Here is a 22458-nt window from a genome sequence, read left to right as displayed (position 1 = left end):
GGTCTCGCCCGCGCCGGACGGTTCGCGGGAGCGCGCCGTGGCCGGGCGCGGGTCCGGGGCCGTCACGCCGGGCCCGCCCCGCGCGCGACCGCCAGCCGCACGGCCTCGATGATCTTCTCGTAGCCGGTGCAGCGGCACAGGTTGCCGGCCAGGGCCTCGCGGATCTCGGCGTCGGTGGGGTCGGGGACGCGGGACAGCAGGTCGTGGGCCTGGACGATCAGCCCGGGTGTGCAGAACCCGCACTGGACGGCCCCGCGGTCGAGGAAGGCCCGCTGCACCGGGTCCAGGCGGTCGCCGTCGGCCAGGCCCTCGATCGTGCGGACCTCACGGCCCTCGGCCTGCCCGGCGGCGACCAGGCAGGCGCACACGGGCATCCCGTCGAGGTAGACGGTGCACGAGCCGCACTCCCCCTGCTCGCAGGCGTTCTTGGCGCCCGGCAGGCCGACGCGCTCGCGCAGCACGTACAGCAGGCTCTCGCCCTCCCAGACGCCGTCCACCGCCTCGCGCCTGCCGTTGACGGTGAGGTTCACGCGCATTCCGCCGCCTTCTTCCGGTAGTCGTCGTAGGCCCAGGTGAGCGTGCGGCGGGCCATGACCGCGATCGCGTGGCGGCGGTAGTCCGCGGTGCCGCGCACGTCGTCGATCGGCGCGGCGGCCCGCGCCGCCAGCTCGCCGAACCGGGCCGCCACGCGGGCGTCGAGCGGGGCGCCGCCCGTCCAGTCCAGCTCGCCGGCGAGGAACCGCTCGGCCTCCTGGGCGCGGCGCGGGGTGGGGGCGGCCGAGCCGACGCCGGTGCCGACGCGGCGCTCGCGCGGGTGCAGGGCGATGGCGAAGGAGCACACCGCGATGACCATGGCGTTGCGGGTGCCGACCTTGGAGAAGTACTGCGGCCCGCTCGCCGGGGCCGCCCAGAACGCGCGGATCAGCTCGTCCGGGGCGAGGGCGCTGCGCTTGACGCCGAGGTAGAACGCGCAGGCCGGGATCATGCGGGTGCCGCGCGCCGCGGACTCGGCCTCCACGACGGCGTCCCCGGCCAGCAGCGGCGGGTGGGAGTCCCCGGCCGGGGAGGCGGCGCCGAGGTTGCCGGCGACGGTGCCCCGGTTGCGGATCTGCGGCGAGCCGACCGTCCGCGCCGCCTGCGCCAGGCCGGGCAGGACGTCGCCGAGCTCGGCGATGAGGCGCGCGTAGGTCACGCCGGCGCCGACGCGCAGCCGTCCGTCCGCCGCGTGCTCCCAGGCGTTCAGGCCGGGCACGGCGGTGAGGTCGAGCAGCGCGGCGGGCCTGCGCGCGTCGAGGTTGATCTCCACCATCACGTCGGTGCCGCCCAGCAGGGGCACGGCGCCGGGCCGCTCCGCCTTGGCGGCGAGGGCCTCCTCCCAGGTGGCGGGCCGCAGGAAGTCCATGTCGTTCCCCCTTGTCGTTCCCGTGGGCCGCTAGTCCCACGCCGGGCCGGGCGCGGGCGCGGCGTCGTCGATCACGGTGCCCTCGATCAGCCCGTACGGGCGGTCGGCGGCGACGTACACCTCGTTGTCGTTGTCCATGCCGAACGGGGTGAGGTCCACGAGGAAGTGGTGCTTGTTGGGCAGGGACAGGCGGATCTCGCAGATCTCGCGGCGGGTCTCCAGCACCCGGGAGCCCATGGCGTACAGGGTCTGCTGCAGCGACAGGCTGTGGGTGCCGGCGAACGCCTCGGCCAGGCAGCGCCGCACCGCCGCGTGCGACTCCCCGAAGTCGTAGGCCCCGGGCGAGCCGGGCGTGTCCGGCGGGGCCGTGTGCCGCCAGCGCGCGGTGACGGCGGTGGCGAGCACGCGGTCGCGGGTGGGGGCGAGCGTGGTGTAGGCGTCGCGGGCGAAGCCGTGGAACTCCGACCCGGTGGTGTTCAGCAGCACCAGCCCCTCCAGCCCCGAGACCACGGTGGTGGAGCCGTCCCGGTCGTGGTGGACGACGCACGTGCGGGTCTCGGCGGAGGCGCGGGCGAAGGAGTGCGGGCCGCGGCGCTCCCAGTGGTGCTCCTCCACCGCGACCCGCGCGTGGTGGACGGACGGCCCCGCGCCGGTGAAGTGCCGGGCGAGCAGGCGGGCGAACTCCTCGATCTCGCCGATCCCGTGTTTCCCGGCGAAGGCGTAGACGGTGTTCTTCTGGGTGTCGGTCGGCAGGACGGCCGAGTTGTCGCCGGTGAGGTGGACGTCGCGCATGTCCCCGGACAGCGACACGCCGACCGTGCAGTCCTTGAGCCGGTGCTCCTCGCCGTCGCGGGTGACGCGCACGACGCGGGTCTCGGCCTTGCCGTAGCGGTTGGGTCCGAGGACGACGGCCATGGTCAGCTCCCGCGGTAGGTGGAGTAGGCGAACGGGCTGAGCAGCAGGGGGACGTGGTGGTGCTCGCCGGGGTCCTCGACGGTGAAGGTGACGACGACCTCCGGGTAGAAGGTGCGCACGCCCCGGGCGGCGAAGTAGGCGCCGGTGTGGAACACCAGGCGGTGGACGCCCGCGCCGGGCTCGCCGCCCGGCAGCCAGTCGTTCAGGCGCCCGTCCTCGCCGGTCACCCCCTCGGCGATCAGGCGCTCGCCCCGGTGGAGCCCGACGACCACACCCGAGGCGGGACGGCCGGTGCCCGCGTCCAGCACGTGGGTGGACAGGCTCATCGCGCCTCCCCCGCCGGGCCCGCGGCCAGCCGGGCGACGCGCAGCCGGGTGATGGCGGCCAGCTCCTCGGTGACGACGGCGCGCTCGGCCTCCGCGTCGTTGCCCAGCCGGGCCTCCAGCCGTTCCAGCATCGCGGCGGCCGTCAGCCCGGTGGCGCAGACCAGGTACACGTGGCCGAACCGCTCCTCGTACCGGGCGTTGCCCGCGGCGAGGCCGGCCAGCACCCGCCGGTCGGCCCCCGCGGCGCCCGACTGCTCCTCACGCGACCAGGACGCCTCCCGGGACGGCCCGCCGGGCCGCTCGCCGACGCGCGGGTGCGCGGCCAGCGCCTCCAGGACGTCCGGCCAGGACAGGGCGCGGACGGCCGCCTCGGCGGCGGCGGTCAGGGCGGCCTCGTCGCCGTAGGGCCGGCCGGCGGCGACGGCGCGGGCGAACGCGCGGGAGCCGCAGCAGGCCAGCAGTTCGCGCTCGGCGCGCGGCGGGCTGAGCGCGTTGAGGCCCGCGAGGCCGGGCGTCACCATGGGCATGGCAGCAAGTAGATCGCCGGGGGCGGGCGCGGTCCAGCCGCAGGAGCTCCCAAGCGGGCCAACGCTCCGCCAGGACTTTTCGTGTCATGCTCCAAGAGCGCGCGGCGATACCGGGGGAAACCGCTGGTCGGGGGCGGATCACCCGGGGGCCTCCCCTAAGCTGTGGGCCACCATGACCACACCTTCCGCTTCTTCCCCGGCCCCTGCCGCCCCGCTGATCGGCGGCCACGTCCTGGTGGCCGGCGGCCTCGCCACGGGCGGCCTCAAGTACGCCGCCCAGATCGAGGCCGAGGTCGTCCAGGTCTTCGTGACCAACCCGCGCGGCTGGGCGCTCGCCGAGGGCAGGCCCGCGGAGGACGCCGCGCTGCGCGAGTCGCCTCTGCCGGTGTTCATCCACACGCCCTACCTCGTCAACGTGGGGTCGCCCAGCGCCGACGTGCTGGAGAAGTCGCTCACGTCGATCCGGCACGCGCTGCGGCGCGGGGTGGAGACCGGCGCGCTCGGCGTGGTCGTGCACACCGGGTCGGCGGTCAGCCGGTCGCGCGAGGAGGCGCTGCGGCAGGTGCGCGAGCACCTGCTGCCGGTGCTGGAGGAGATCCCCGACGACGGTCCCGACCTGCTGCTGGAGCCGATGGCGGGCCAGGCCAACATGCTGTGCGCCACCGTCCAGGAGCTCGGGCCGTACCTGGAGGCGCTGGAGTTCCACCCGCGCGCCAACGTGTGCCTGGACACCTGTCACGCCTTCGCCGCCGGGCACGACCTGGCCGCGCCCGGCGGGGTGGCGCTCATGATGGACGCGCTGCACGCCATCGCCCCGGGACGGCTGAAGCTGCTGCACGCCAACGACTCCAAGGACCCCTGCGGGTCCGGGCGCGACCGGCACGAGAACATCGGCGCCGGGCAGATCGGCGCGGCGGCGTTCGGCGAGCTGATGCGCCACCCGGCCTCCGCCGGGGTGCCGCTGTGCATCGAGACCCCCGGCAAGGTCGAGGGTCATCGCGCCGACATCCTGCTGCTGAAGAGCCTGCGCGACGCCGCGCTGGCCTGACGCCCTGTCTCCCCGGCGCCTTGCTCCCGGACGCGGTCCCTGTCCTGAGCCCCGCTGCGGCCTGACGGCCCCCGAGCCGCGGCAGGTGGCGGGGTGTTCGCCTGGGCGATCCGGCCGCCCCCCTTGGGCCGGATCACCGCGTCGACCTGGACGCCGAAGGGCGACCACCCCGCCACGCCGCGGCCGCCGGGCCCTACCCCCCGGTGAGGGCCCGGCGGCGGTGGGCGGCCGCCTGATTCGCGCGTGGGTACGGAAGACAGGCGGGCGCCGTGGGTCCGCGTATCCGGGGTCCGCCCGTCCCCGCGGGCGAGCCTTCCGGTTACGCAGTGTGGCCTGGTGACGCGGATGACATTACGCTGGGTCATCGGCGGCCCGGGGCCCGCTTCGCCGCTCTCTCGCTGAGCGGCGCGCCGCCCGCGCCGTGCGGATCCTCCGGGCGCGACGAGCGGCGCGCCGACGTCGCCGAACGGCGCGCCGGGGACCTCGCGCTCCGAGCCGGGCCGCCCGTGTCCGGGCAACGGCGGAGGCGTCAGGGGCGGCCGGGCCCGTCCTCCGGCCCGGCGGCGGGCGGAAGGGACGGCGGGGCGGGGCGGAACTGCCGCACGAGCTGGTCGCGGACGCGCCGGGCGTGCCGCCGGCTCACCGGCAGGGTGGTGGCGCCGACGCGCAGCACCATCCGGCCGTCGTCGAAGCGCATCTCGGTGACGTGCCGGGCCGACACGAGCGTGCTGCGGTGCACCCGGATGAACCCCGAGGCCGCCCAGCGGCGCTCCAGGGCCGCCAGGGACATGCGCACCAGGTGCGTGCCCTCGGCGGTGTGCAGGCGCACGTAGTCGCCGCTCGCCTCGGCGTAGGCCACGGCGTGCTGGGGGACGAAGCTGGTGCGCCCGCTCAGCTCCACGGGGATCACGTCGTCCATGGGCGCCTCGGCGGCCTGCGCGCCGTAGGTCGCGGACTCCACGCGCCGGACGGCCTCGGCGACGCGGTCGGGGCGCAGCGGCTTGAGCAGGTAGTCCACGGCCTCCAGCTCGAAGGCCTGCACCGCGCGGTCGTCGTGCGCGGTGACGAACACCAGGCGCGGCGGGCTCGGGAACGCGCCGATGAGCCGCGCCAGGTCGAGGCCGTCGAGGCCGGGCATGCGGATGTCGAGGAAGACGCAGTCCAGCCGCTCCCCCGCGCCGATCATCGCGACCATGTCCTGCAGCGCGGCGACCCCGTCGGAGGCCGTCAGGACCTCCTCGACGCGATCGTCCCGCCGGAGAAGGTAGGCGAGCTCGGAGAGCGCGTGCACCTCGTCGTCGACCGCCAAGACACGGAGCATGGCACACACGGTGCCGCCACGACCGGTCCACGGGCAAGACCCATCTTCACGTGGCGTAGCGGTTCAGCTGTGTTTAGTCATGGCTTGGCCGCATTTTCGGCACGCGCATGCGGACGGTGGTGCCCTCACCGGGGGCGGTGTCGATGGTGAGGCCGTAGTCCTGGCCGTAGATCTGGCGCAGCCGCACGTCGACGTTGGCCAGCCCGATGCCGCCGCCCTCACCGCTCGGCGGGCCGCCGTGCAGCATCTCGCGCACCCGGCACGGGTCCATGCCGGCGCCGTCGTCCTCGACGGTGATGTGGACCTCGCCCCCGGCGTCGCGCACGACGACGGTGACCTCGCCGGTGCCGCCCCGGCGGCGGATGCCGTGGGTGATGGCGTTCTCGACGATGGGCTGGAGGCACAGGAACGGCACGGGGACGGGCAGGACCTCCGGCACGACGTCCACGGCGAACCGCAGGTTCTCGCCGAAGCGGGCGCGCTCCAGCAACAGGTAGCGGTCGACGCAGGTCAGCTCGTCGGACAGGGTGGTGAAGTCGCCGGCGCGGCGCAGGGCGTGGCGGGCGAACTCGGCGAAGTCCAGCAGCAGCTCGCGGGCGTGGTCGGGCTCGGTGCGGGTGTAGGAGGCGATCGTGGCCAGGGAGTTGCACACGAAGTGCGGCGAGATCTGGGCGCGCAGGGCGCGGGTCTCCGCCGACAGGGCGCGGCGGCGCGTGGCGTCGAGCTCGGCCAGTTCGAGCTGCCCGGACGCCCACTGGCCGACCTCGGTGGCGGCGCGGACGAGCGCGGCGTCCACCTCGGCGTCGTAGGCGGCGAGCGCGCCGATGACCCGCCCGTCGACGGTCAGGGGGACGACGACGGCGCTGCGGACGGCGCAGTCCTCGGTCTCGCAGAACAGCTCGTCGCCGGAGAGCAGGTAGGGCCGGCCCCCCGCCAGGACGCCGTGGACGTGGCCGAGCAGGTCGCGGGTGTGCTCCTCGGCCGGGGGCTCGGTGTCGCCGTCCCAGGCCAGGAGCTGGTCCAGGGAGGTCACGGCCAGCGCGGAGGACCCGACCAGCGCGCGCAGGTGCCGCACGGCCCTGCGCGCCGCGTCACGGGCGAGGCCGGCGCGCAGGTAGGGGGCGGCCATGGCGGCCTCGTGGAGCGTCGCGAAGGTCGCGTCGTCCCGCGGGGCGGCGCCGCGGGCGGCGGCGCCCCGGCGGCCGAGGACGTAGGCGAGCATCCCGCTGAGGGCGCACAGCAGCGCCCAGCCGGTGTCGAGCATGCGGGAAACCGTAATGGGTCACGTAACGTGATCGGGCCCGAACCACGAAGGACCGTCGTCGGCGTCCTCCTGGTAGGAGTACCGCTGCTCGCGCCAGGGATCGCCCACGTTGTGGTATCCGCGCTCCTCCCAGAACCCTCGACGGTCGTCGATCATGTACTCGACCGCGCGCACCCACTTCACGCTCTTCCACGCGTACAGGTGTGGCACCACGACGCGCACGGGGTGGCCGCGCTCGGGGCTCAGTGGCTTCTCGTCCAACTCCGTGGCGAAGAGGGTGGAATCGCGCGCGAAATCGGACATGCGAATGTTGGCGCTGTAGCCGTACTCGCCCCAGATCATGACGTGGCGTACGCCCTCGGCGGGCGGCGCGGCGCGCATCAGGGTGGCCGCCGAGACGCCGCGCCACTCGTTCCCCATGAGCGAGAACTTGGTGACGCAGTGGAAGTCGGCCAGGACCGTGACGCGCGGCAGCGCGGAGAACTCCGGCCAGCCGAAGCGGGCCTCCTCGCCCGAGGCGGTGGCCCCGAACACCAGGAAACTCCAGCGCTCCGGCCGGAACTGCGGGACCCGGCCGTAGTGGATGACCGGGCGGCCGCGTGGGACGTGCTGCCCGGGGGGCAGTCGGTCTTCCTCGCTTGGATCCGGCACGCAGCAATCCTGCCATCGCGGTGGTGACGGCGGGTCATCGGCACCCCACTTGACGGACTCCGCCCCCGTGCGGGGCCGGGCCGCCGATCCGTCCGCGCGGATGCGTTAGACTTTCCGGCGATGCGTAGCGTGTATGAGTTTTGGTATGGCGACGGACCCTGGGAGGTGGCCGTTCGCCCTCAGACGCTGCGCTGAGGCAAACGTGATCGAAGGCCCCGGGTCCGTCGGACCCGGGGCCTTCGCGTTTCCGGGACCATGAACGGCGGCACGGCGGTCCAGGCGATCAGCACAGAGCACGGTCCACGACAAGAGCGGATCACCCAGAAAGGGCATCCACCATGGTCATCGTCATGAGTCCCGGCGCCACCCGGCAGGACGCCGACGGCATCGTCACGCTGATCGCCGCGGCGGGCGGCGAGGCGTTCGTCAGCCGCGGCGTCAGCCGCACGATCATCGGGCTGGTCGGGGACGTCACCCGCTTCGCCACGCTCAACCTCAAGAGCATGCCCGGCGTCGCCGACGTGGTGCGCATCAGCACGCCCTACAAGCTCGTGAGCAGGGAGAACCACCCCGAACGCTCGACCGTGCGCGTGGGCGGCGTCCCGATCGGCCCCGGGACGCTCACGCTGATCGCCGGGCCGTGCGCGGTGGAGACCCCCGAGCAGACGCTGGAGGCGGCCCTGATGGCGCGGGCGGCCGGGGCGGGCCTGCTGCGCGGCGGCGCCTACAAGCCGCGCACCTCCCCGTACGCCTTCCAGGGGCTCGGCGAGGCCGGGCTGCGGATCCTCGCCGACGTGCGCGCCGAGACCGGGCTGCCGATCGTCACCGAGGTCGTGGACGCCCACGACGTCGAGCTGGTCGCCTCCTACGCCGACATGCTGCAGGTCGGCACCCGCAACGCCCAGAACTTCGGGCTGCTGCAGGCGGTGGGCGCGGCGGGCAGGCCCGTCATGCTCAAGCGGGGCATGAGCGCCACCATCGAGGAGTGGCTCATGGCCGCCGAGTACATCGCCCAGCGCGGCAACCTCGACATCGTGCTCTGCGAGCGCGGCATCCGCACGTTCGAGACCGCCACCCGCAACACCCTGGACGTCTCGGCCGTCCCCGTGGCCCAGCGCCTGTCCCACCTGCCCGTCATCGTGGACCCCTCCCACTCCGGCGGGCGCCGCGACCTGGTGATGCCGCTCAGCCGCGCGGCCATCGCCGCCGGCGCCGACGGCGTGATCATCGACGTGCACCCCCACCCCGAGCGCGCCCTCTGCGACGGCCCCCAGGCGCTGGTCCGGGAGGACCTGGAAGAACTGTCCACGGTGATCGACACCTTCGCTCCCCTGATGAACCGCCTCCCCGCCACCGCGGACCTGACACCGGTCGCCTGAGAGCGGCCGGAGGGTAAGGATCCGAGCCCGGCCCGCGGGCCCTTGGCGGAGTCACCGCGACCGCGTCAAGGGCTCACGGGAAGGGGATGGCGCGGTCGGCCGAGGAAGGCGGTCAGGGCGTCGATGACGGCCTGGGGTTGTTCCTCGGGGATGTAGTGGCCGCAGTCGGCGACCTCGGCCACCTGGACGTCCGTACCCTTGGACGGCATGAGTTCGCGCAGGTGGACGTAGTTGCTCTCGTCCCCGCCGAGGGCGAGGACCGGTGCGCTCACCCGCCCGTAGGTCTGCTCGTCGTCGATGTCGCGGGTGAAGGTCTGGTACCAGCCGTTGCCCGCGCGTACGGCGTCGGCGGTGGAGTAGGCGTGGGCGTACACCCGCCGGGATCGCTCGTCGATGGAGGCCGGGTCCTTGGCCTGACGGTCGAACAGCCAGTCGACCAGCAGCCGGCTGCGGCCTTCCAGCAGGCGCTCGGGCAGGCCACGGACCTGGTTGAAGGCGAACCACCACAGGTAGGAGCGGGCACCGGCCTCGATGACCGAGTCGAGGTGCTGGTCGGGCTCGGGCAGCAGGCCGAACACGGACCACGTCCTGTCGGGGTGGGGGACGTCCAACAGCGCGATCTTCGTGGTCGCCTCGGGATGGTTGGCCGCGAAGGCGTAGGCGACCATGGCGCCGATGTCGTGTCCGGCGATGCTGACCGCCGACAGGCCCAGGTGGCGGACGAGCGCGTGGACGTCGGCCGCCATGGTCTTCTTGTCGTAGCCGCCGGCGGGCTTGCCGGAGCCTCCCATGCCGCGCAGGTCCACGGCGATCACCCGGTGGCGGCGGGCCAGTGCGGGCATGACCTTGTTCCACTGCCACCAGGTCTGTGGCCATCCGCCGAGCAGGAGCAGCGGCTCACCGGCCCCGCCCTCGACGTAGTGCAGGCGCACTCCGTTCACCTCGGCGTGACGGCTGGAGAAGTTCCCTTCCAGCGACGCCGCGAGCGCGGTGTCGTGCAGGGCGTCGTCGGGCGACATGGCCATGGCGCTCCTTATGGCTTGACTGTACGTGGATCACGTACGATTGACGGTACGAGATGTTCGTACTGTCAGATGAGGAATGTCAAGCCAAAGGACGAAACTGTACGAAAATCCCGTACAGTGGACGCATGGCCGAACTGCACCATCCCGACATCGAGAAGATCGAGCTGGTCGATGTGCTGGCCGCGCTGGGGCACCCGATCCGGCTGGACATCGCGCGGGCCCTGGCCTCCGGCGAAGAGAGGTTCTGCGGCGAGATCTCGCCCGACGTGCCCAAGTCGAGCATGACCAGCCACTGGCGAATCCTGCGCGAGAGCGGCGTGATCCACCAGCGCCGCGCGGGCCGCAAGCTCTACCTCACCCTGCGCCGCGCCGAACTGGAATCCCGCTTCCCCGGCCTCCTGGACATCGTTCTCGACCGCGTGGCGGAAAGCAGTGGTGAGTGAGCACGCTCTAGGCGCGAACCGGTCCCGCGCCGACCCCGGCGGTCAGCGTGGGTCGTCGAGTTTGTACTCCTGGATGGAGGCGGCGAGCTGGACGGCGAGTTCCTCGGCGTCCAGGCGCTTCTCGATCTGGCGCAGGTCGGCGATCTTGGCGCGGGTCTCGGCGCGGCGGGGGGCCAGGAGCGTGCAGCAGTCCTCGTCGGGGAGCTCGGAGATGGCCAGGGTGCCGATGCGGCGGGCCTCCGCCATGATCTCGGTCTTGTCCATGCCGATGAGCGGGCGCAGGATCGGCATCGCCACCGCGTCGTCCAGCGCGGTGAGGTTCTGCAGGGTCTGGGAGGAGACCTGGCCGAGCGAGTCGCCGGTGACCAGCACGTTGCGCCGCAGCCGGTGGGCGACCTCCTCTGCGGTCTTGAGCATCAGGCGGCGCTGGGCGACGACCTGCAGCCGGTCGGCGCCGGAGCTGCGCAGGGACTGCTGGGCCTTGCCGAACGGCACCACGAACAGCCGCGCCTTCCCGTGGAACTTCCCGAGCGCCCGCACCAGCGCGTACGCCTTGTAGATCGACTCGGAGGTGGTGAAGGGAATGCCGGAGAAGTGCAGGAAGTCCAGATCGAGGCCGCGCCGCATCATGCGATAGGCCGCCACGGGCGAGTCGATGCCGCCGGACATCAGCACGAGGCCGCGCCCGCTGATGCCCACCGGCAGGCCGCCGTGGCCGGGCATGCCGTCGGTGAAGACGAAGACCTCGTCCCTGTCGACCTCGATGTGCACGGTCAGCTCGGGGTTCTTCAGCCGGACCGGCAGGCCGTACTTGTCGTTGATCTCGCCGCCGACCAGGCGGTCGAGCTCGTTGGAACGCAAGGGGAAGCGCTTGTCGCGGCGGCGGGAGCGCACGGCGAAGGTGGCGCGCCGCTCGATCACCTCGGTGCGGCCGGCGACGAGTTCGAGCGCGGCGGCGGTGACGGCGTCGGGGTCCTTGGCGACGCGCCAGGCGCGGTGGATCCACACCAGGCCGATGACGTCGGTGAGGCGCGCGGCGACGGCGTCGGCGACGTCCACGCTCGTGCCCTCGGGCAGCAGGATCGCGATGACGCCGTGCCGCTGGCGCAGGTCCACGCGGAGCCCGGAGTCCTTCAGCGCCGACTTGATGTTGGCCTGGAGGCGACGCTCGAACAGCTCGCGGTTCCTGCCCTTGAGGACGACCTCGCCCAGCTTGAGCAGGACACAGGGCTCGCCCAGCGCTGAGGGGGGCACGACGGACATGGACTTGCCTTTCGGGGCGTGAGGGTCAGGCCGGACGCGCGCCGGGACGGCGGACCGTTCCGGCCTGCGGGCACCACTCAATTTATCCCGGATGGCCACCTGCCGGACCGCCGGACGGCACCCGGCCGCCTCACCGGAAGGTGACAGACCGCCCACGCGGGCGCCGCCGCCCGCCCTCTCCCCTGCTTCACGCCGGCCGCCGGACGGCCCTGGCCCCCGGGCGCCGGGAAGCGGCCGGGGGCGACGGCGGGAGCGCGTGGCGGGGCCCGTCAGCCGAAGAAGACCTCGGCCTCCTCGTACCGGGACACCGGGACGGTCTTGAGCTCGGAGGTCGCCGCGTCCAGCCCGACGCGGACGATGTCGGTGCCGCGCAGCGCGACCATCTTGCCGAAGTCGCCGTCGTTGACGGCGTCGATGGCCTGCAGGCCGAAGCGGGTGGCGAGCACGCGGTCGTAGGCGCTCGGGGTGCCGCCGCGCTGCACGTGGCCGAGGACCGTGGTGCGGGCCTCCTTGCCGGTGCGCTTCTCGATCTCGCGGGCGAGGACCTCGCCGATGCCGCCGAGGCGGACGTGGCCGAAGGCGTCGAGCTCGCCGGCCTGGAGGGCGAGCTGGCCCTCGATCGGGTGGGCGCCCTCGGCGACCACGATGATCGGCGAGTACCTGATCTTGAAGCGGCTCTCGACGTACTCGCACACCTTGTCGATGTCGAACGGCTTCTCGGGGATGAGGATGACGTTGGCCCCGGCCGCCATGCCCGCGTGCAGGGCGATCCAGCCCGCGTGGCGGCCCATGACCTCGCAGATCAGCGCGCGGTGGTGGGACTCGGCCGTCGTGTGCAGGCGGTCGATGGCCTCCATGGCGATGTTGACCGCGGTGTCGAAGCCGAAGGTGTAGTCGGTGGCGTTGAGGTCGTTGTCGATCGTCTTCGGCACGCCGACGACGTTGACGCCCCGGTCGTAGAGCTGCTTGGCGACGCCGAGCGTGTCCTCCCCGCCGATGGCGATGAGGGCGTCCACCCCGCCGGAGGCGAGGTTGGCCTTGATGCGGTCGACGCCGCCTTCGATCTTGATGGGGTTGGTGCGCGAGGAGCCGAGGATCGTGCCGCCGCGCGGGAGGATGCCGCGCACGCTCTGGATCTCCAGGGGCATCGTGTCGCCCTCGAGCGGGCCGCGCCAGCCGTCGCGGAAGCCGACGAACTCGTGGCCGTAGACGCCCACGCCCTTGCGGACGACGGCACGGATGACCGCGTTGAGACCGGGGCAGTCGCCGCCCCCTGTCAGTACTCCGATACGCATGGCGGGTTCCTCCCGATGGGGTTCACAGTCAGACTACGGTGCTCTCCGCGGTCACCGGCAAAGGTCGGCGCCGCCGGAGTCCTGCCAGGTCACCGGGACGTCGAGCATCGCCGATGCGGCCGCCACCGCAAGGCATTGTGCCGCAGGCGCGCACATTGGTCTAGACCAAGCGATTAGACCGTACCGTACTCGGACGCCGGTCCGCGCCCGGGTCCGCGGGAGGGGCGGATCAGGCGCGCGCCACCAGGACGCTGGACGGGCTGCCGACCTTGAACTCCTCGCCCGTCACCTCCGGGACGCCGTCGCGCAGCGCCAGCGTGGCCACGGAGTCGGAACGCTGGTTGGCCACGTACATGCGGTCGCCGGCCACGGCGAAGTGGCGCGGCCACAGGCCGCCCGCGCCGGACTCGGCCACCAGGGACGGCGCCTCGCCGTCGAGCGAGAACACCGCGATCGTGTCGGGGCCGCGGTTGGCGACGTAGAGGTGACGGCCGTCGGGGGACACCTCGACGTGGGAGGGGTGGTTCTGGCCGGAGGCGCCGCTGGCGGGCACCCGGGCGGCCACGCGCCAGTCGGCGTCCAGGACGGTGATCATGCCGTCCAGCTCGCCCACGACGTACCAGCGGCCCTCGTGGTGGACCATGTGCCGGGGGCCGCTGCCGGGCGGCAGGTGGGCGGGGCCCTCCGGGTGCGGCTCGGGCTCCGTGCCGAGGATGACGCGCCGGACCTCGTCGGTGCCGAGGTCGGTGACGTGCAGCACGCGGCCGGGGCCGAACGTGGCCTGGTGGGCGTGCGGCTCGGCCTGCCGGGCGGGGTCGGGCCCGTGGCCCTGGTGCGGGAACAGCCGGGGCGGGCCGTCGAACAGCCCGTTCTCGCCGAGGTGGTAGATCGCGACGGTGCCGTCGCCGTAGTTGGCCACCGCGAGCCAGGAGCCGGTCGGGTCCACGGCCAGGTGGCAGGGGTAGGACCCGCCGCTGGTGCCGTCGGCGAGCGGGCGCGGGCCCCGGGCGTCGGCGGAGTAGGCGGCGACCCCGCCCTGCTCGCGCTCCAGCACCGCGTAAAGGACGGGCAGGCGAGGGTGGAGCGCCAGGAAGGAGGGGCCGGACGCGGCCACCTCCGCCAGCGCGGTCAGGGCTCCGTTCTCGCGCCGGACGACCGTGAGCCCGGTGCCGGACCCTCCGGTGTCGGGTGTGTAGCCGCCGATGTAGAGCACGTCGTCTGCGATCCCCGAAGTCATGGCACCGACGATAGCGTCCCGGCCCGTCCTTGATCACCCTTCGCGGCCGGATCGTCGCTCTCTTGACGGATTTCCTCCGCGTCCGGGCGGATCGTCAGGCCACGGGGGGCTGGCGGCCGCGATCACCCTATGTTTGACTTGGTCAACGAATTCGTTGATTGGAGCAATGAATGGACGATCTCGTCGCCGAGGTCAGGGCGTTCAACCGCTTCTACACCCGCGTCATCGGCGTGCTCGGCGCCGGCATGCACGACACGCACTACTCGCTGACCGAGGCCAGGGTGCTGTTCGAGCTGCGCGCCCACGACGAGATGGAGACGGGGACGCTACGGCGGCTGCTCGGCCTGGACGCCGGCCACCTGAGCAGGATGCTGGCCCGCTTCGAGGACGGCGGGCTCGTCACCCGCGCCCGCTCGGCCGCCGACGCCCGCAAACAGGTCGTCCGCCTCGGCCCGCTCGGCGCGGAGGTGGCGGCGGCGCTCGACACGGCCTCGGCCGTGGAGGTGCGGGACCTGCTGACCCCCCTCACCGGGGAGGAACGGCGGCGGCTGACGTCCTCCATGGCCGCGATCCGGCGCATCCTCGACGGCGGCGGCCCGCGCCGCGAGCCGTACGTGATCCGGCCGCCGCGCCCCGGCGACCTGGGCTGGATCGTCCACCGCCACGGCGTGCTGTACGCCGAGGAGTACGGCTGGGACGAGACCTTCGAGGCGAGTGTCGCGGACATCGTCGCCCGATACGTCCGCGACCACGACCCCAAACGCGAGGCGTGCTGGATCGCCGAGGTCGACGGCGAGCCCGCCGGGTCCATCTTGTGCGTCCGTGAGGACGACCGGACGGCGCGGCTCCGGCTGCTGCTCGTCGAGCCGTCCACCCGGGGCATGGGCATCGGGGCGCGTCTGGTCGAGGAGTGCCTGTCCTTCGCCCGTCGCGCCGGCTACACGCGGATCGTCCTCATGACCGTGGAGGTGCTGGCCGCCGCGCGCCGCATCTACCAGCGAGCAGGCTTCGAACTGGAAGAACAGCACCGCGAGCACGCCTACGGCGACGAGATCACCACCCAGACCTGGTCCCGCGACCTCTGATCCACGCGCGACCCCGGCACCCGGCTCTGTGCCGTCCGGTGAGGCGTTCGGCCGTGCCGCGCCAAGGGCGGGCAAGGCTTGGGCAGGGGTTCGGCGGGGGTGCTCGCGTCGCGTCTAAGGTCGGCCTGGTCGCCTGGGATCGTCGGGTGAGCGCCGTGTCGTGCGGCCGGAGGTCCAGGGGCGCCGAGCCCCGCCGCCCGGCCCTGGGAGCCGCCGATGACCTCGATGATCGTTTCGACGCCGCCCGCCCCGACGATCCGGGCGCGCAAGGCCCTGGTGTTCCTCGACCGCGAGGAGCCGAGGGCGGCGCGCAGGCTGGCGCACGCCCTGGCCACGGAGGGGTACGCGGTCGAGACGGCCGAGGGCGACGCCGCCGACCACCAGCGGGTGGGGGCCTTCCTCGACGCCGTGGAGCCGGGCGACCTGCTCCTCGTGCGCTGGTCCACCGAGGCGGGGTGGGGACGGCGCGAGTTCGGCGTCCTGATCGATGGGTTCGCCCGGCGCGTCGAGCGGTCCGACGGCGCCGCCCTGCTGCTGGTCGTCGACTTCGGCTGGCTGGTCGCCGCCGGTCCCGGCCCGCCGCACGAGGACAGCGGCCGGCTGCCGGTGCGGGGCGAGCCGGTGGCGGCGGCCGCGGCCCTCACCACCAGCGCGACCATGGACCCCGGCGGCCGGCCGGGCCGCCCGGTGCCGCTTACCGCGATCCTCGCCGACGGCGTCCTGTCCGGCGAGGCCGACCTCGACCACGACGGCACGATCTCCGTCGGCGACCTGTTCCGGTACGCCCAGGAGCGCTGCGCCGCGCTGGGCGGCGACCGACGGCCGTTCCTGCTCACGTACGGCGAGGGCGAGCGGGTCGGCGTGGCCTCCCCACGGCGGGCGGCCCGCGACCTCGGCGCGGCGTTCGGCCCCGCGCTCGCCCGCCTGGCGGCGCTCGGCGACACGGTGCCGCCGGCCTCGGCCGCCGAACTCGTGAACCGCGTCTACGACGTCCACCTCGGGGCAGACGCCCGGCGACTGCTGCGCCGCTCCGCGCTGCTCCCCGGCGACGAGCCCCTCACCCCCGAGATCGCCACGCTCCTCCTGGACGACCACCCGCCGCCCACCGTCGCGGGTTCCGGAGACGCCCCCTCTGGCCTCGCCGGCTCCCGAGACGACGAGCCGTCCGCCGGGGTGGGCGCCGGAGCCGCCGGGCCTCTCCGTGCGGGAAGGAGCGCGAGCGAGGTCGTCGAGGAGTTGCTGGGGTGGGGACTGCTCGGGGCGGAGTCCGGGCCGGTGGGGCCGGAGGTCCGGCACGCCGTGGCGGGACGGCTGGAGCCGGGGGAGCCCGCGCACGTGTCGGCGATCCTGCGCCGGTGGCGGGCGGCGCGGCGGCCGGTGCGGCCCAGGACCCGGCTCACCGGTGACCGGTGGACGCTGCGCGACCGGCTCGGCCACCGCGTCCACGCCGAGGCGGTCGCGGCGTTCGTCCGTCATCCCGACACCCGGCCGCCGCTCACGATCGGCATCAAGGGGCCGTGGGGGGCGGGCAAGACCTCGCTGATGCGGATGATCCAGGACGTGCTGGACCCCGGGGCCGCCGAGGACCGTCCCACCGGCATCCACCTGGGTCCGGAGGTCAGGGGAAGGGTGACCAACGCCGAGGTGCTGGCCCGGGCGAGGCGGCCAGAGCCGGACGCGGCCGCGCGGGCCGTGCCCGGGGAGCTGCCGCTGCGGCCCGCGGACTGGCGGCCGACGGTGTGGTTCAACCCGTGGATGTACCAGAACGGCGAGCAGGTGTGGGCGGGGCTGGCGCACGAGATCATCAGCCAGGTCACCTGCCGCCTGCCGCGCGGGGAGCGGGAGCGGTTCTGGCTGACGCTGAACCTGTCGCGCGTCGACAGGGAGGCCGTGCGCAGGCGCGCCTACGGCCTGGTCGCGACGCGGCTGCTGCCGCTGGTCCTGGCCCTGGCGGCGACGCTGGTGCTCACCGGGGCCTCGCTGGCGGCCGGCGCGCTGCTGCCCTCGGCCGCCTCGCTGCTGCGCGGGACGGCCGCCGCCGCCGGGGCCGGGGGGCCGCTGATCGTGCTGGCCGCCGCGGCGGTGCGGCTGGCGCGCTTCTTCCGCGAGTCGGCCGACACCGCCTTCCGCGGTCTGGTGCGCCAGCCCGACCTGCTGGCGGGCGAGCAGGCGGGCGAGCTGACGCCCGACCCCGGGTACCGGGCGCGGACGGGGTTCCTGCACCTGGTGCAGACGGACATGCGGCGGGTGCTCGGCATGGTCGCGACCGAGGAGCGTCCCCTGGTGGTGTTCGTGGACGACCTGGACCGGTGCTCGCCCGGCACGGTGGCGCAGGTGATCGAGGCGATCAACCTGTTCCTCGCCGGGGAGTTCCCGAACTGCGTGTTCGTGCTGGCGATGGAGCCGGAGGTGGTGGCGGCGCACGTGGAGGCCGCCTACCGCGATCTGGCGGGCGGCCTGCCGCCGGTCGCCCCGGGCGGCGCGGAGCGGTCCGGGCTCGGCTGGCGGTTCCTGGAGAAGATCGTCCAGCTTCCGCTGAGCGTGCCGCTCATGGACGACGACGACCGCGTGCCCGCCTACCTGCGTTCCCTGCTCGACGTCCCCGCCGTTCCCCCGCTCGCCCGCCCCGGGGACGGCCCGGCCGCGCCGGCCGAGCGGGCCGATCCCGAGCTGGTCGACCGCATGGAGGCCGCCATCAGGGCCCTGCGTCCCACCGCGGAGGACCTGGACGCCGTCGCGCGCCGCGTGCAGGACACCATCGGCGGGCGTCCGGTGTCCCCGCCGCGGGCCGGCTTGTTCTCGCGCCGCGCCCGGATCGTGTTCGCGCCACGCCCCGCCTCCGCGCGGCGGGTCGCCTCCGCGGGCGATGCCCTCGCCGCGCGGGTGAACGGGCGCCTCCCGCCGTCGCGGGCCGCCGCCTCCCCCGCCTTCCCCGCGGTCTCCGGCGACGCGATCGGCGGGCTGGGCCCGGCGGCGCGGCTGGCGGCCGACCGGGTCTACGACGACATCTACAGCGACGAGAACGCCTGCGCGGCGATCGAGCGGGTGCTGCCCGCGCTCACGCTGACCAACCCGCGTGAGCTCAAGCGGTACGTCAACGTGTTCCGATTCTACTCGTTCGTCACCTACCGGCGCGCGCTGGCGGGCGGGCCGCGGGCGACGGACGACGAGGTGGCCAAGCTGGCCGTGCTGGCGGTGCGCTGGCCGCACCTGCTGACCCTGCTCGCCTCCGAGCCTCCCCCGCGCCCCTCGCCGGAGCCCCGGCGGGCGCCCGGACGTGGCCGCACCGTGCTGGAGCGGCTCGAACGGGCGGCGTCCGGCCGGGGGCACCGGGAGTGGGCCCGCGCCCTCGGCGAGGCGGGGCTGGCCGGAGACGCCGGTGCGGGCACGGCGCGCTGGGACGCGCTGCGCGCCCTGCTGTCCGCTCCGCCCTCGGTCTCCGGTCTCGCGCGCGACGTGCTGTGACCGTCAGCGCTGCGCCTGGACCATCCAGTGGTGCTTCTCCAGTTCCTCGGTCACCGCGATGAGCAGGTCCTGGGTGACGAGGTCGGCGTCGTCGGTCGCCTCGATCCGCTCGCGCATCCGGGCGATCATCGAGCCGAGTATCTCGGTGAACACCTCGATGACCTTGGCGTCCTCGACGTAGCCGTAGCCGAGCTGCTGCACCCGCGTGTCGCGGGCGATCGTGGCGGCCCGCCCGTCGGGGTTGACGCCGAGGGCCACCGCCCGCTCCGCCGCGGAGTCGGCGCTGGATCGGGCCAGCGCGACGATGTCGTCGAGCTGGAGGTGCAGCGAGCGGAAGTTCCGCCCGACGAGGTTCCAGTGGGCCTGCTTGCCCACGAGCGAGAGGTCGAGGAGATCGATGAGCGCGCCCTGCAGCGCCTCACCGACGATCTTCTGCTTGTCGGCCGGCAGCGGGCTGGTGATGTGGGCCATGAAGATTCTCCCCCTCAAGAGTCATTTGTGGCCTCTTACGTATTTCGCCCTAACCGGTCTGCGGCATCCTAAACGTTGACACTGTAATGATTGCAGTGTCACTATGAGGGTATGAGCGACACCTGGACCATCGGCGAGCTGGCGGAGCGGGCGGCGGACCTGCTCGGCCCCGCGGCGCGCCGCCCCAATGGCCGGGTCCGCGACGTCCCCAACGAGCGGCTGATCCGGTGGTACACGACCATCGGCCTGCTGGACCCGCCGCTCACCCGCCGGGGCCGGGTCGCCCTGTACGGCAGGCGGCACCTGCTCCAGCTCCTCGCCGTCAAACGCCGCCAGGCCGAGGGCCGGTCCATCGCCGAGATCCAGGCCGAGCTGGCCGGCGCGACCGACGCGACGTTGGAGGCGATCGCCCGCCCGTCCGCCCCCATGGCCGTGGACGTGCCCCACCCCGCGCCGGAGGGTCCCCAGGATCCCCCGGCACCCGACGACCACGTCCCCGTTTCGCCGCCCCCGGCACGAGCCCGGTTCTGGGCCGAGCGCCCGGCCGCCCCGCCGCCCGCGCCCGCCGCGAACGTCCACGCCCCGCACGCCGACGGCGCCGGCGAGGTCCCGGACGGCGCCGCGGAGTGGCTGGTGCACGGGGTGCGGCTCGCGCCCGGGGTCACGCTGCTGCTCGACGGCCCCGCTCCCCACCCCGCCGAGGTCGCCGCGCTGCGCGAGGCCGCGCGTCCCCTCCTGGCGGTGCTCGCCGCACGCCGCCGGGCCCCGGCCCCCGGCGACATCACCGCCGGCGCGGAGGCCGGCACGGAGACCGCCCACCCCGGCCCCGTCCGTCCCGGGCCCGGCCCGTCCGAAGGGATGCACGCATGACTGTTCCGATCACCCCGCTGAAGCCCGGTGAGTACGCGCCGCTGCCCGACGCGGGGCTCGGCGCGCTGCGGACCGGCAAGGGCAACCTCCCGTTGGAGAGCGTCGGCGTCGAGGCCCTGATCACCGGCCTGACCTCGGGCGTCGAGGTGGCCCAGGGGTTCCGCAACCCGCACGAGGTGCCCTTGGAGGCGACCTACATCTTCCCGCTGCCCGACCGCGCCGCGGTGACGTCCTTCCGCATGGAGGCCGCCGACCGCGTCGTCGAGGGGGTGCTGAAGGAGCGCGGCCAGGCCCGGCGGGACTACGACCGCGCGCTGGCCGAGGGCCGCAGGGCCGCCATCGCCGAGGAGGACCGCCCGGACGTGTTCACGATCCGGGTCGGCAACGTCCTCCCCGGCGAGCGGGTGACCGTGCGGCTGACGCTCAGCCAGCCGCTCCCCTACGAGGACGGCGCCGCGACGTTCCGCTTCCCCCTCGTCGTGGCCCCCCGGTACATCCCCGGGGCGCCGCTTCCCGACCGCTCCGCCGGGGACGGCGTCGCGCCCGACACCGACGCCGTGCCCGACGCCTCGCGCATCACTCCCCCGGTGCTGCTGCCCGGCTTCCCCAACCCCGTGCGGCTGGAGCTCGGCGCCCGCGTCGACCCGGCGGGGCTGGAGCTGACGGCGATCCGCTCCAGCCTGCACGAGGTGGACCAGGAGGGGGACACCGTACGGCTGCGGCCGGGCGAGCGCCTGGACCGGGACTTCGTGCTGCGCCTGGAGTTCGCCGCCTCCGCCGCCCTGGCTCTGGTCCCCGACGAGGCGGGCCACGAGGGCGCGGCCGGGGACGATGCCGAGGCCGTGCCCGGCGAGGGTGACGCGGAGGACGGGGACGGCACCTTCACCCTGACCGTGCTGCCGCCGCCGGAGGAGGCAGGCGAGCGGCGGCCCCGCGACGTGGTGCTGCTGCTGGACCGTTCTGGCAGCATGGCCGGGTGGAAGATGGTCGCCGCCCGCCGGGCCGCGGCCCGCATCGTCGACACGCTCACCTCCGCGGACCGGTTCGCGGTACTGTCGTTCGACTCGGTGGTGGAGCGTCCCGAGCGCCTCGACCCCGGCCTGGTCCCCGCCTCCGACCGCAACCGGTACCGCGCGGTCGAACACCTGGCCCGCCTGGAGGCCCGGGGCGGCACCGAGCTGCTGCAGCCGATGGAGGAAGGGCTCGGCCTGCTGGCCGACCCGGCGCGTGAGGGCGTGCTGGTGCTGGTCACCGACGGCCAGGTCGGCAACGAGGACCAGATCCTGGAACGCCTCGGCGCCAGGCTCGCCGCCGTGCGCGTCCACACCGTCGGCATCGACCGGGCCGTCAACGCCGGGTTCCTCGGCAGGCTCGCCGGGCTCGGCGCCGGCCGGTGCGAGCTGGTCGAGTCCGAGGACCGGCTGGACGAGGCCATGGAGCACATCCACCGCAGGATCGGCTCCCCGCTGGTGACCGGCCTGACCCTCAAGGCCGAGGGCCTGGACGTGCTGCCCGCCACCGTCACCCACCTCGGCTCCCTGTACTCGGGGGTGCCGCTCACCGTCTCGGGACGGTTCCGCGGCCCCGCGAGCGGCGCGATCACCGTCCACGGGCTGACCGCCGAGGGGCGGCCGTGGGAGCGGCGCCTCACCGGGACGCCGGCCACGGGCACGGCCGCGCGGGCGATCTGGGCCAGGGCGCACCTGCGCCGCCTGGAGGACCGCTACGCGACCGGGGAGCACGGGCTGGAGCACGAGATCGTCGCCGCGTCGCTGCGGCACGGGGTGCTGTGCCGGTTCACGGCGTTCGTGGCCGTCGACACCCGCGTGGTCGCCGAGGGCGGCCCCCGGCACCGGGTGGTCCAGCCGGTGGAGATGCCGAGCGGCTGGGACATGCCGGCCCCGCCCGCGCCCATGGCGGCGGCCGCCCCGATGGCCTTCGCGACGGCGGCGCCCGCGATCTTCAGGGTGCCCGGCGGGGACGAGGAGGAGTTGGACGTGCCCGACCTGCTGGACCCGTTGCCGCGGACGACCCAGCGTCCCGGGGCCGCGCGGGGCAGGTCCTTCTTCCGCGCGCCGAGCCCCAAGGCGGCCCCGGCGCCGCCCCCGCCGGTGCGGCTGTCGCCCGACACCGTCATGCCGCAGCTCACCGCCGAGCTGACCCGGCTGCGCGCCGCCGCGGACCTGCCCGGCCTGGAGCGGCGCCGCTACCTGGCCGACCTGGGCAGCCGCCTGGCGGCCCTGGTGTCCTACCTCGGCGGCGAGGACCGTCTCGCCGCCCTGGCCGCCGAGCTGTCGGCGTGCGAGACGTCCCCGGACGCCGACGTGGACGCGCTATGGCACCGGACGGACGCCCTTCTCGCCGAACTGACCGGCGGGCACGGCGGAGGACACGGCGGCGGGCACGGCGGGTCGGCGGGCCCGGAGCACGGACGCGGCTTCCGCCCGTCCTTCTGGAAGCGCTCCTGATCA

At 74.3% G+C, this 22458-nt stretch carries 20 protein-coding genes; 7 read left to right on the top strand and 13 right to left on the bottom strand.

Annotation, left to right across the window (positions count from 1 at the left end):
- Window positions 1-62: 62 nt before the first annotated feature.
- The 5 genes from BJ981_RS24580 to uraD are packed head-to-tail and all read right to left on the bottom strand — an operon-like array spanning window position 63 to window position 3170.
- Window positions 63-536, bottom strand: a complete 474-nt coding sequence (locus tag BJ981_RS24580; protein ID WP_184614129.1) for a (2Fe-2S)-binding protein — start codon at window positions 534-536, stop codon at window positions 63-65.
- On the bottom strand, window positions 527-1402 hold the full coding sequence (locus BJ981_RS24575) for an FAD binding domain-containing protein (protein WP_184614128.1): 876 nt from the start codon (window positions 1400-1402) through the stop codon (window positions 527-529). The genes BJ981_RS24580 and BJ981_RS24575 overlap by 10 nt, the downstream gene beginning before the upstream one ends.
- Before the next feature lie 30 nt (window positions 1403-1432).
- Entirely contained in the window at window positions 1433-2317 is an 885-nt protein-coding gene (gene pucL, locus BJ981_RS24570; RefSeq protein WP_184614127.1) for a factor-independent urate hydroxylase, read from the bottom strand.
- A gap of 2 nt (window positions 2318-2319) precedes the next feature.
- Window positions 2320-2643 (bottom strand): hydroxyisourate hydrolase, encoded by a 324-nt coding sequence (gene uraH, locus BJ981_RS24565; RefSeq protein ID WP_184614126.1) that lies wholly within the window; start codon window positions 2641-2643, stop codon window positions 2320-2322.
- Complete coding sequence (gene uraD / locus BJ981_RS24560; RefSeq protein ID WP_184614125.1) at window positions 2640-3170, bottom strand: 2-oxo-4-hydroxy-4-carboxy-5-ureidoimidazoline decarboxylase; 531 nt, start codon at window positions 3168-3170, stop codon at window positions 2640-2642. Before uraD ends, uraH begins: the two co-directional genes overlap by 4 nt.
- 172 nt (window positions 3171-3342) lie before the next feature.
- Here uraD and BJ981_RS24555 point away from each other — a divergent pair, with 172 nt between their 5' ends.
- Window positions 3343-4218, top strand: coding sequence for a deoxyribonuclease IV (locus tag BJ981_RS24555; RefSeq protein WP_184614124.1), 876 nt, complete (start codon window positions 3343-3345; stop codon window positions 4216-4218).
- Window positions 4219-4747: 529 nt separating this feature from the next.
- On the opposite strand, the gene BJ981_RS24550 is transcribed toward BJ981_RS24555, so the two are convergent.
- The 3 genes from BJ981_RS24550 to BJ981_RS24540 all read right to left on the bottom strand — a co-directional run bounded on the left by BJ981_RS24550 (window position 4748) and on the right by BJ981_RS24540 (window position 7454).
- Window positions 4748-5539: a LytR/AlgR family response regulator transcription factor gene (locus BJ981_RS24550; protein WP_184614123.1), complete on the bottom strand. Its 792-nt coding sequence runs from the start codon at window positions 5537-5539 to the stop codon at window positions 4748-4750.
- A gap of 73 nt (window positions 5540-5612) precedes the next feature.
- Window positions 5613-6803 (bottom strand): histidine kinase, encoded by a 1191-nt coding sequence (locus BJ981_RS24545; RefSeq protein WP_184614122.1) that lies wholly within the window; start codon window positions 6801-6803, stop codon window positions 5613-5615.
- Window positions 6804-6821: 18 nt separating this feature from the next.
- Complete coding sequence (locus BJ981_RS24540; protein ID WP_184614121.1) at window positions 6822-7454, bottom strand: molybdopterin-dependent oxidoreductase; 633 nt, start codon at window positions 7452-7454, stop codon at window positions 6822-6824.
- 338 nt (window positions 7455-7792) lie between these two features.
- Between BJ981_RS24540 and aroF the strand changes: the two genes are divergently transcribed.
- Entirely contained in the window at window positions 7793-8833 is a 1041-nt protein-coding gene (gene aroF, locus BJ981_RS24535; RefSeq protein ID WP_184614119.1) for a 3-deoxy-7-phosphoheptulonate synthase, read from the top strand.
- 65 nt (window positions 8834-8898) lie between these two features.
- Here aroF and BJ981_RS24530 read toward each other — a convergent pair whose 3' ends face one another.
- The gene (locus BJ981_RS24530) at window positions 8899-9858 is read right to left on the bottom strand and encodes an alpha/beta fold hydrolase (RefSeq protein WP_239138959.1); all 960 of its coding nucleotides are present in this window, start codon (window positions 9856-9858) and stop codon (window positions 8899-8901) included.
- 125 nt (window positions 9859-9983) lie between these two features.
- On the opposite strand from BJ981_RS24530, the gene BJ981_RS24525 reads away from it, so the two are divergent.
- Window positions 9984-10301 carry an ArsR/SmtB family transcription factor gene (locus tag BJ981_RS24525; protein ID WP_184614117.1) on the top strand — a complete coding sequence of 106 codons (318 nt, stop codon included), beginning with the start codon at window positions 9984-9986 and terminating at the stop codon, window positions 10299-10301.
- 42 nt (window positions 10302-10343) lie between these two features.
- Here the strand turns inward: BJ981_RS24525 and thiI are convergent, their stop codons facing one another.
- The 3 genes from thiI to BJ981_RS24510 all read right to left on the bottom strand — a co-directional run bounded on the left by thiI (window position 10344) and on the right by BJ981_RS24510 (window position 14096).
- Entirely contained in the window at window positions 10344-11564 is a 1221-nt protein-coding gene (thiI, locus tag BJ981_RS24520; protein ID WP_184614115.1) for a tRNA uracil 4-sulfurtransferase ThiI, read from the bottom strand.
- Between the two features lie 269 nt (window positions 11565-11833).
- Entirely contained in the window at window positions 11834-12859 is a 1026-nt protein-coding gene (locus BJ981_RS24515) for a 6-phosphofructokinase (RefSeq protein ID WP_184614113.1), read from the bottom strand.
- A gap of 229 nt (window positions 12860-13088) precedes the next feature.
- Window positions 13089-14096 (bottom strand): lactonase family protein, encoded by a 1008-nt coding sequence (locus BJ981_RS24510; RefSeq protein WP_184614111.1) that lies wholly within the window; start codon window positions 14094-14096, stop codon window positions 13089-13091.
- Window positions 14097-14266: 170 nt separating this feature from the next.
- Between BJ981_RS24510 and BJ981_RS24505 the strand changes: the two genes are divergently transcribed.
- Together BJ981_RS24505 and BJ981_RS24500 are read left to right on the top strand one after the other, a co-directional pair.
- On the top strand, window positions 14267-15181 hold the full coding sequence (locus BJ981_RS24505) for a bifunctional helix-turn-helix transcriptional regulator/GNAT family N-acetyltransferase (protein WP_184614110.1): 915 nt from the start codon (window positions 14267-14269) through the stop codon (window positions 15179-15181).
- 216 nt (window positions 15182-15397) lie between these two features.
- Entirely contained in the window at window positions 15398-18646 is a 3249-nt protein-coding gene (locus tag BJ981_RS24500; protein WP_184614109.1) for a KAP family P-loop NTPase fold protein, read from the top strand.
- 3 nt (window positions 18647-18649) lie between these two features.
- On the opposite strand, the gene BJ981_RS24495 is transcribed toward BJ981_RS24500, so the two are convergent.
- Window positions 18650-19117, bottom strand: a complete 468-nt coding sequence (locus tag BJ981_RS24495) for a Dps family protein (protein ID WP_184614108.1) — start codon at window positions 19115-19117, stop codon at window positions 18650-18652.
- Window positions 19118-19228: 111 nt separating this feature from the next.
- Here BJ981_RS24495 and BJ981_RS24490 point away from each other — a divergent pair, with 111 nt between their 5' ends.
- Both BJ981_RS24490 and BJ981_RS24485 read left to right on the top strand, forming a co-directional pair.
- Entirely contained in the window at window positions 19229-19987 is a 759-nt protein-coding gene (locus tag BJ981_RS24490) for a MerR family transcriptional regulator (protein WP_184614107.1), read from the top strand.
- Window positions 19984-22455: a VIT domain-containing protein gene (locus tag BJ981_RS24485; RefSeq protein ID WP_184614106.1), complete on the top strand. Its 2472-nt coding sequence runs from the start codon at window positions 19984-19986 to the stop codon at window positions 22453-22455. The genes BJ981_RS24490 and BJ981_RS24485 overlap by 4 nt, the downstream gene beginning before the upstream one ends.
- Window positions 22456-22458: the final 3 nt, after the last annotated feature.

The organism is Sphaerisporangium krabiense (genome assembly GCF_014200435.1).
Lineage (GTDB): Bacteria > Actinomycetota > Actinomycetes > Streptosporangiales > Streptosporangiaceae > Sphaerisporangium > Sphaerisporangium krabiense.
This window is presented reverse-complemented; position numbering and strand designations above follow the sequence as displayed.